The following is a 7,000-nucleotide window of genomic DNA, read 5'->3' as shown; positions in this document are numbered from 1 at the left end:
GGCCATGAGGGCGCTGCGGGTGGCGGCGGGGGCGGTGCAGGGGGGGGCGCTGGAGTTGGCGGCGGGGTCGGGGGGGGGGTAAGCGGCGGTGGCGTTGGGGGTGGGGGGGGGGGTGGTGGCTCAAGGGGGAGCTGGGGCGCCGGGGAGCGGGGGCGCGGGGGAGCAGGAAGCGAGCGTAGAGGCAGGGGAGCAAGGGAGCGGGGGAGACGGAGAGGCCGGGCAGGCAGGCGGGACGGACGGCGGGCAGGGGCAGACGCCGGGCGGGCCGGGGCCGGGCGGGGGGCACGTGGAGAGCGTGTTTGTGCCCGCGCCGGCGGAGTTGGCGGGCGAGGGGGAGGAGATGGAGCTGGAGACGCAATGCCTGGGCGACCCGGCGGCGTGCGGGCCGCTGGGGCAGGAAAGCCCGGCCGGCTTCGGCCAGCCGGGCGGCAGTGTAGTCCCCTATGACCAGGTGTTCGGCGACTACCGCGACGCGGCCATCGAGGCGCTGTCGGGCGGCGCTATCCCGCTCGGCCTGGAAAGCCTGGTGCGCGACTACTTCTCGTCGCTGGAACCGTAGAACCGGCGATGAGTGAATGCGGCGCGGGCCGGCGCTACGAGGCGTCAGCCAGAATATCGGCCACCACATCCTCGACGTAGTAGCGCGTCTGGCCCTGGCGGGAGAGGCGGCGCACGCCGTCGAGATGGTTGCCAAGCGTCACGATGGCCGGTTCCTCCACCAGTTCACCCCGAACCTCCTTCACCTGGCCCAGCCCGACGCAGGAGAGCAAGCCATTGCACAGACAACGCCGCTCGTCCGTGTTGTGCTCCAGCCCGCGCTTCTTGATGTAGGTCTCAATCGGTCCGGCCGGGCAGCGCTGAAAGAGCGTGCGATCGCCCTGTTCGTCTGGCTTGTTGAAGCCGCGCTGTTGCAGCATCCCAATGTCGCACACGCGCCGCCGGCTCTCATAGATGTCGTCGGCGGACACCGTATCCTGGAGCTGCACGACCTTGAAGGCAAAGCCGGTCGGCGAGAAGGTGGTGGTATGCACAAGATCGGCGTCGGCCACGCCGTTTTTCAGCGCCTCCAGGATGGCCGACCGGTACTCCGGCTTCATGCCCGATTCTTCGGCCAGGGCAAAGACGGTGCCGGCCTGGACGCCGTTGGCGCCGGCGGCCAGCGCTTCCTGGAGCTTCGGGCCGCTGCCATAGCCGCCGGCCAACCAGAAGGGAATGCCGACAGCGAGGATGGCGGCCAGGTCGGCTTCATCCCGGGCGCCATAGATGGGTTGGCCGGTGGCATCTTTGACCATCGGGCCGGCCGGGTTGGCATTGTGGCCGCCGGCCGTATGATGCTCGATGATGAAGCCGTCGGGCGGCAGGCTTTCACTCTCGGCCAGGACTTTCACCAGCTCTTCCAGCGAGACAACGGCCAGAAAAGCCGGGGCTGCCAGCGGCTGGGCGGCAAATCGGCCGCCGGCCACCTGCTGCGGGTCAAAGGCGAGCTTGAAGTCCTCGCCCGTTTCACGGTAGAGTAACGATATCTTGTGGGTGACCGCGGCGTGCTGGGCCAATTGCCGGCAAAGCGCCGGTAGCCCCTCCGGATTGCCCGCGCCAATGACCACGCCGTCAACCCCGGCCAGCATCGCCCCATAGAGCACATAGATCAGCGGCAGTTCGATCTTGTGGAGGAAGTTGATCAATATCCGGCCGGGATGCCCTTCCTTGGCCAGCCAGACCTCGGCAAAGCCGGTCGCGATCAGGAGTTCGATCACGTCATCCTCTAATTTGAACGACGTCGCCGCGGTCGCGCCGTCGGGCAGGGGAAAGCTGCGCCGGCCATCGGTCGCCTTTATGATCTGCATTGGCGCGCTGCGAAAGCGAGCGTCGGGCGGTTTGCCCCCCTCAATGAAGTAGCGGTCGCGGATATCGCGACCGATAGCGACGTCAAAGGTGTCATCGAGCGCCTGTAGCGCGCGCCGGGCATGGCCGCCCGGGTCGCCCAGTTGTAGCAGCCGTACGTAGACCACATCGAGCGCCGTGCCGGAGACCGTACCGGCCGTCTCGCCGGGCCGTTGCATGGCGACCGCCTTGGCCAGCCGCCAGTTGGACACGTACACCCCCATACCGCCCTGAATGAGCTTGATATGCTCAAGAAGTTTTGTCATCAGTTGTTTGCCTTCGGCGCTGAGCCGGGAAACCACATCAACAGGTTTTGCGGGAAGTGGGAACGGTGGGTGCGCGGTCTAGAAGACGAGCGGGGACGGTGTTGATGACCACCACGTGAGTCTTAGGCTTGTTGCTGATAGCACCAGTATAGCCGGATCAACGATTCTTACCAAATCGAGCGGCTTTCACAATCTCCAGCCACCTGCTGGCGAGTCCGCGATGAGGGCTGTGAAAGAGCGGGGGAGCGGGGGGGCGGGGGAGCGGGGGAGAAAGAACGCATTGTTGGACGCCTCTTTCACCCCTGCCCCCCTGCCCCCCGCCCCCCTGCTTCTTGTCTAGTACCGCAAGATCGCGCCGATGCGCCCGGCCTCATCGAGCGCCGGGTTGTCGGCGATGACCTCGACGTGGCCGCTCTGGGCCACGGTCTGGGCCACGGCCTCATCGACCACGTCCTCGACCTCGCTCAATTCGGCCTCGGCCAGCGGGCTGAGGGTCAGGTTGGCGACCACGTAGCCCGACGGCTCGTGCAGGTAGCCGTGGGCGCGGAAGCCGTCGCTGATGATCAGCGACTCGACGCGCTTGTCGGACACGGCCTGGAGGGTGTCGTCCAGTCCGAGGACGGCCGTAGACCCCATGGCGTGCAGGGTCATCAGCCGCTCGACCAGCTTGCCCTCGCGCTCGGCGTTGACCTCGCGCAGCAACTCCAGGGCGCGCCGCCGGACTTCCATCTCCGGCGTGTCGATGTCCATGGGGAAGGAGCCGGCCAGACAGCTCTGCAACTGCTTGGGCAGCAGCTCGCGGAACTGGGCCAGCGTCTCACTGGTGCCGCCCAGAAAGAGGCGGCGGATGGGTTGGGCGTTGAAGAAGGTCTGGGCCGCGGCGGCGCTCTGGCGCAGGTTGCGCAGCGCCACCTGATCCTCGTGCTTGGCCCCGCCGGGGCCGCTCGCGCCGCCGCCGCCGCGCCGGCCGACGGCCGAGGAGCCGCCGCCATCTTTCAAGGTGCGTACCTCTTCGCCGGTGAAGCTGTCGGTGGCTTGCAGGTCGCCCAGGTGGTATTTCAGGAAGAGGGCGCGCGTCCGGTCGACGAGGATGACGCCGAAGTGAGCATAGTGATCCAGGAAGTGGGCCAGCGGTTTGACGTAGGGCCGCGCGCCCTGGCGGACGCGGTTGCGGAAGGCGACGGGCGAGGGGTAGGCGCGGAAGTAGTCGCCCCCCTTGCCGCAGAACAGGGCCAGACCGGGCTTCGACCAGTCATAGCCCAGGTCGAGGTAGCGCTCGATGGTCTGCGCCTCCTCGTCGTATAGCGGCTGAACCTCCTTCAGCAGCCCCCTGGCGGTTAGTTTGATCGCCTCCACAGATTGAAACGCGCTGTCGGTGTCGAGATAGACACTGATGACGCCTTTACCGTTACTCTCGAAGGCGAGTAACTCCTGCATCTGCTCTTGGCTAAACATGGAATCCTCCTACCTGGTTAGGTCGCCGGGACTGCCGGGTAGCTTGCGGCAGCCGGCGCGGTGGATAATGGCCCGGCGTTCGTCCGCGCCGGTCAGGCTAGGGACGTTCGCCGAGCGTGAGTGGCACTTCTATCGGTTGGCCGTCGCGGATCACGGTGAGGGTGATGGTCTGCCCCACCGAGGCCTCGAAGACGAGATAGCCGATCAGGTCGTCGGGGGTGGCGACGGGCTGGCCGTTGACGGCGGTGATGAGGTCGCCGCCGGGCAACGGGCCGGCTGATTCGGACAGGCCGCCGGCGCGCAGGCCGGCCACGTCGGCCGGGCCGCCGGCGGTCACGTCGATCACGTAGGCGCCTGTCAGTTGCGGCAGGCCGAGCGCCTGCTGCTGGGCCAGGTCTAACTCCCGCATGCTGACGCCGATGTAGGGATAGTGGTAGACGCCATCGGCGATGAGCGCGGGGGCCACGCGGCTGACGGCGTTGACCGGGATGGAGAAGCCGACGCCGGAGTTCGTGCCGGTGCTGGTGCGGATGGCGCTGTTGACGCCGATGACTTCGCCGGCGATGTTGAGCAGCGGCCCGCCGGAGTTGCCGGGGTTGATGGCGGCGTCGGTCTGGATGACCTGGGGCAGGGAGTAGCGGCCGCCCCCCTCGGCGATGCGGTCGGAGGTGAGCGAGCGGCCCAGGCCGCTGACGATGCCCAGCGAGAGGGAGCCGGCCTCGCCGAACGGGTTGCCGATGGCGACGGCGAACTGCCCGACGCGCACGGCGCTGGAGTCGCCCAGCGGGATAGGCTGGACGCCCTCGGGCAATGACTCGACCTTGATGACGGCCAGATCGCTATCCACGTCCGCGCCGACGACCTGGGCGACGCGGCGCTGGCCGTCGGCAAAGACGACTTCCAGGCCGGTCGCGCCGGTGACGACGTGGTTGTTGGTCACGATGTGGCCGGCGGCGTCATAGACGAAGCCGCTGCCCGTGCCGAGCACGAACTGCTGGTTGTCGTAGATGAAGATGTGGACGACGGACGGGTTGACGCGGCCGTAGAGGGCGACGAGCGACGCTTCGAGATCGGTGCTGAGCGGGGCGCTGGCGATGGGCGCGGCCGTCGCGGCGGCCGGCAGTTGGGCGGTGATGGTGGCCACGGCCTGGTCGACGAGTTCCTGGGAAAGGGCCGGCGCTGAGGGCGTGGCGGTGGGGCTTTCATTGGAACCCAGCGAAAGGCGCTGGCAGGCCAAGGCAGACAAAACAAGGAGGGCAATGAAGAGAAGGAGCGGACGTTGGAAACGGTACATTGTGAAGAAAATTAGGAATCAGGAATTATGAATGATGACGTAGGAATTGTGGTTATTGTCGTAGGGGGGATATTTTCGGCTCTTAATTCATAATTCCTCATTCCTAATTGCTTGTAGGTGGGACGGTTCTGCCAGGAAGGATAATCCTATTCTAGATTTAGCGCCACCAGGAAGTCAAGTGATGGAAGTCATGACTTAGCAAATGCTAGGGGATAGGGGGTAGGGGCTAGGGGCCAGGGGCCAGGGGCCAGGGGAAGAGAGCGCGGCCGGCGAAAGAGCTGACAGGTCTGGGCGCTGTGGCCGGCTGCTGAAATGCCCCGTTGTCCCTTGCGTCCTGGCGGGCTTAAGCTACTATCCAGGTGTAGCCTGGGGTTTCCTGGAGGACGGTCAATGGCGGCGGGCGACCAGACCGAATATACCATGACGGCGAACGATCCACCCCCTGATTTCGACCTGCGACTGCGGATGGCGTCCTATCGCGTCTTGCAGGCCCTCACGCCGCGGCGACAGGGGCAGGCGCTGGTGTGGGCTTCGGCCGCGCTGGCGATTGCCGCGGCCGTGGAGCCTACCTTGCCGCGCGACCTCATCGTGCTGAAAGACATCCTCAACGTGGGGGCGGTCAGCAAGCTGCTGACCGAGGTAGCCGATGGCGGGGACAGGCTCGACGACGAGCAGATTGCCGCGCGGATGGACGCGTTGCTGCCCGCGGATCACCTCAAGCGACTGGCGACCGGGCAAGACGATCTGCTGCGCATCCTGACCAGGCAGCACGTGTGGCAGCGACAGGTGCAGGGGTTACTGGTAGAGAACAAAGCGGTCGCGGCGGAAGTGGTGGCGGCGTTCAGGGAAGTAACCGGCGATCTGGAATTCATTCGCGAGCAGGTGGCGCAAGGGGCCACGGCTGCCCAGGTGGAAGAACTGCGCCGGCTCATCGAAGCGCTGATGGCGCAAAACTGGACGCCGCCACGCTACGAGCCGCCGCCGTTGCCCGAATGGGACCGGGCGAAGGACGACCTGCCGCCCCTGCCGGAGCCGGGCGACCTCCCCCCCGGCTCCCTCATCCCCTACGGCCGCAACCCCTTCTTCACCGGCCGCGAAGCTATCCTGCGCGCCCTTGCCGGCTTGTTACTGACCACTGACCACTCGCCACTGACCACTATCCTCTCCGGCCTCGGGGGCGTGGGCAAGACGCAGCTGGCCGTTGAGTTCGCCCACCGCTACGGCCGCTTCTTCCAGAGCGTGCATTGGGTCAGTCTGGCCGACGCGGGCGGCGCGCCGGCGGCGGTGGCCGAGTGCGGGCGGCGGATGGAGCTGCACCCGGCCTTCGGCGGGCTGGCGCTCGATGACCAGGTGGCGCTGACCGAACAGGCCTGGGCCGGGCCGGCGCGGCGGCTGCTTATCTTCGACAACGGCGAAGACCCGGCCCTGCTGGAGCGCTGGCGGCCGAAGAGCGGCGGGGCGCGGCTGCTGGTGACCAGCCGGCGGGAGCGCTGGCCGGCCGACCTGCCCGTGCGGGTGGCGCACCTGGGGACGATGGACGAGCCGGAGAGCGTGGCCCTGCTGCGCCGCCACCTGACGGAAGGGGGCGGCCGGCCGCCGCGCGCCGACGTGGCCGACGCCGAGCTGCGGGCCATCGCCGCCGAGTTGGGGGAGCTGCCGCTGGCCCTGGCGCTGGCCGGGCGCTACCTGCGCCGCTACGGGCGCGTCAGCCCGGCCGGCTACCTGGCCGAGTTGCGCCGGCCGGCCCTGCTGCGCCACGCCTCGCTGCGGCTGGAAGCGGGTTCCGGCCCCAGCCCCACCGGCCATGAGCGGGACGTGTGGCGCACCGTCGCCCTGAGCTACGACCGGCTGCGGCCGGACGCGGACGACGCGCCGGGCAACGCCGCCACCAAGGCGACGGCCGCGGCGCTGCTGGCCCGCGCGGCGTGCTTCGCGCCGGGGGAGCCGCTGCCGGAGGAACTGTTGCTGGCGGCGCTGGTCACCGAGCCGGCGACGCTGGCCGATGAGGGGCTGGAGCGGCTGCTGGAGTTGGGGCTGCTGGAGCCGGCGGCGGGGGCGGCCGGGCGGGTGAAGCTGCACCGGTTGATCGCGCGGTTTGTGGAGG

4 protein-coding genes and 1 pseudogene are annotated in these 7,000 nt (G+C 68.1%); 2 read left to right on the top strand and 3 right to left on the bottom strand.

Annotation, left to right across the window (positions count from 1 at the left end):
* Nucleotides 1–115: 115 nt before the first annotated feature.
* Nucleotides 116–559 (top strand): hypothetical protein, encoded by a 444-nt coding sequence (locus tag ACE3UY_RS22170; protein WP_374689647.1) that lies wholly within the window; start codon nucleotides 116–118, stop codon nucleotides 557–559.
* Between the two features lie 34 nt (nucleotides 560–593).
* Here ACE3UY_RS22170 and ACE3UY_RS22165 read toward each other — a convergent pair whose 3' ends face one another.
* The 3 genes from ACE3UY_RS22165 to ACE3UY_RS22155 form a co-directional block, all read right to left on the bottom strand.
* A complete protein-coding gene (locus ACE3UY_RS22165) occupies nucleotides 594–2,147 on the bottom strand; it encodes a nitronate monooxygenase (protein WP_374689646.1) in 1,554 nt (517 codons plus the stop codon).
* A 336-nt stretch (nucleotides 2,148–2,483) separates the two neighbouring features.
* A complete protein-coding gene (locus ACE3UY_RS22160; RefSeq protein ID WP_374689645.1) occupies nucleotides 2,484–3,602 on the bottom strand; it encodes a hypothetical protein in 1,119 nt (372 codons plus the stop codon).
* A gap of 97 nt (nucleotides 3,603–3,699) precedes the next feature.
* The gene (locus tag ACE3UY_RS22155) at nucleotides 3,700–4,746 is read right to left on the bottom strand and encodes a S1C family serine protease (RefSeq protein WP_374689644.1); all 1,047 of its coding nucleotides are present in this window, start codon (nucleotides 4,744–4,746) and stop codon (nucleotides 3,700–3,702) included.
* 540 nt (nucleotides 4,747–5,286) lie between these two features.
* On the opposite strand from ACE3UY_RS22155, the pseudogene ACE3UY_RS22150 reads away from it, so the two are divergent.
* A pseudogene (locus ACE3UY_RS22150) lies at nucleotides 5,287–7,000 on the top strand (hypothetical protein); the annotation flags it as partial.

The organism is Promineifilum sp. (SeqCode), assembly GCF_041918635.1.
GTDB lineage: Bacteria > Chloroflexota > Anaerolineae > Promineifilales > Promineifilaceae > Promineifilum.
The sequence above is the reverse complement of the archived record's forward strand: the minus strand, read 5'-3'. Positions and strand labels throughout refer to the sequence as shown.

What these genes read in the sequence shown, in the direction of transcription:
- ACE3UY_RS22165 (WP_374689646.1), bottom strand. Translation starts at nt 2,147, where the DNA reads ATGACAAAACTTCTTGAGCATATCAAGCTCATTCAGGGCGGTATGGGG.
- ACE3UY_RS22160 (WP_374689645.1), bottom strand. Translation starts at nt 3,602, where the DNA reads ATGTTTAGCCAAGAGCAGATGCAGGAGTTACTCGCCTTCGAGAGTAAC.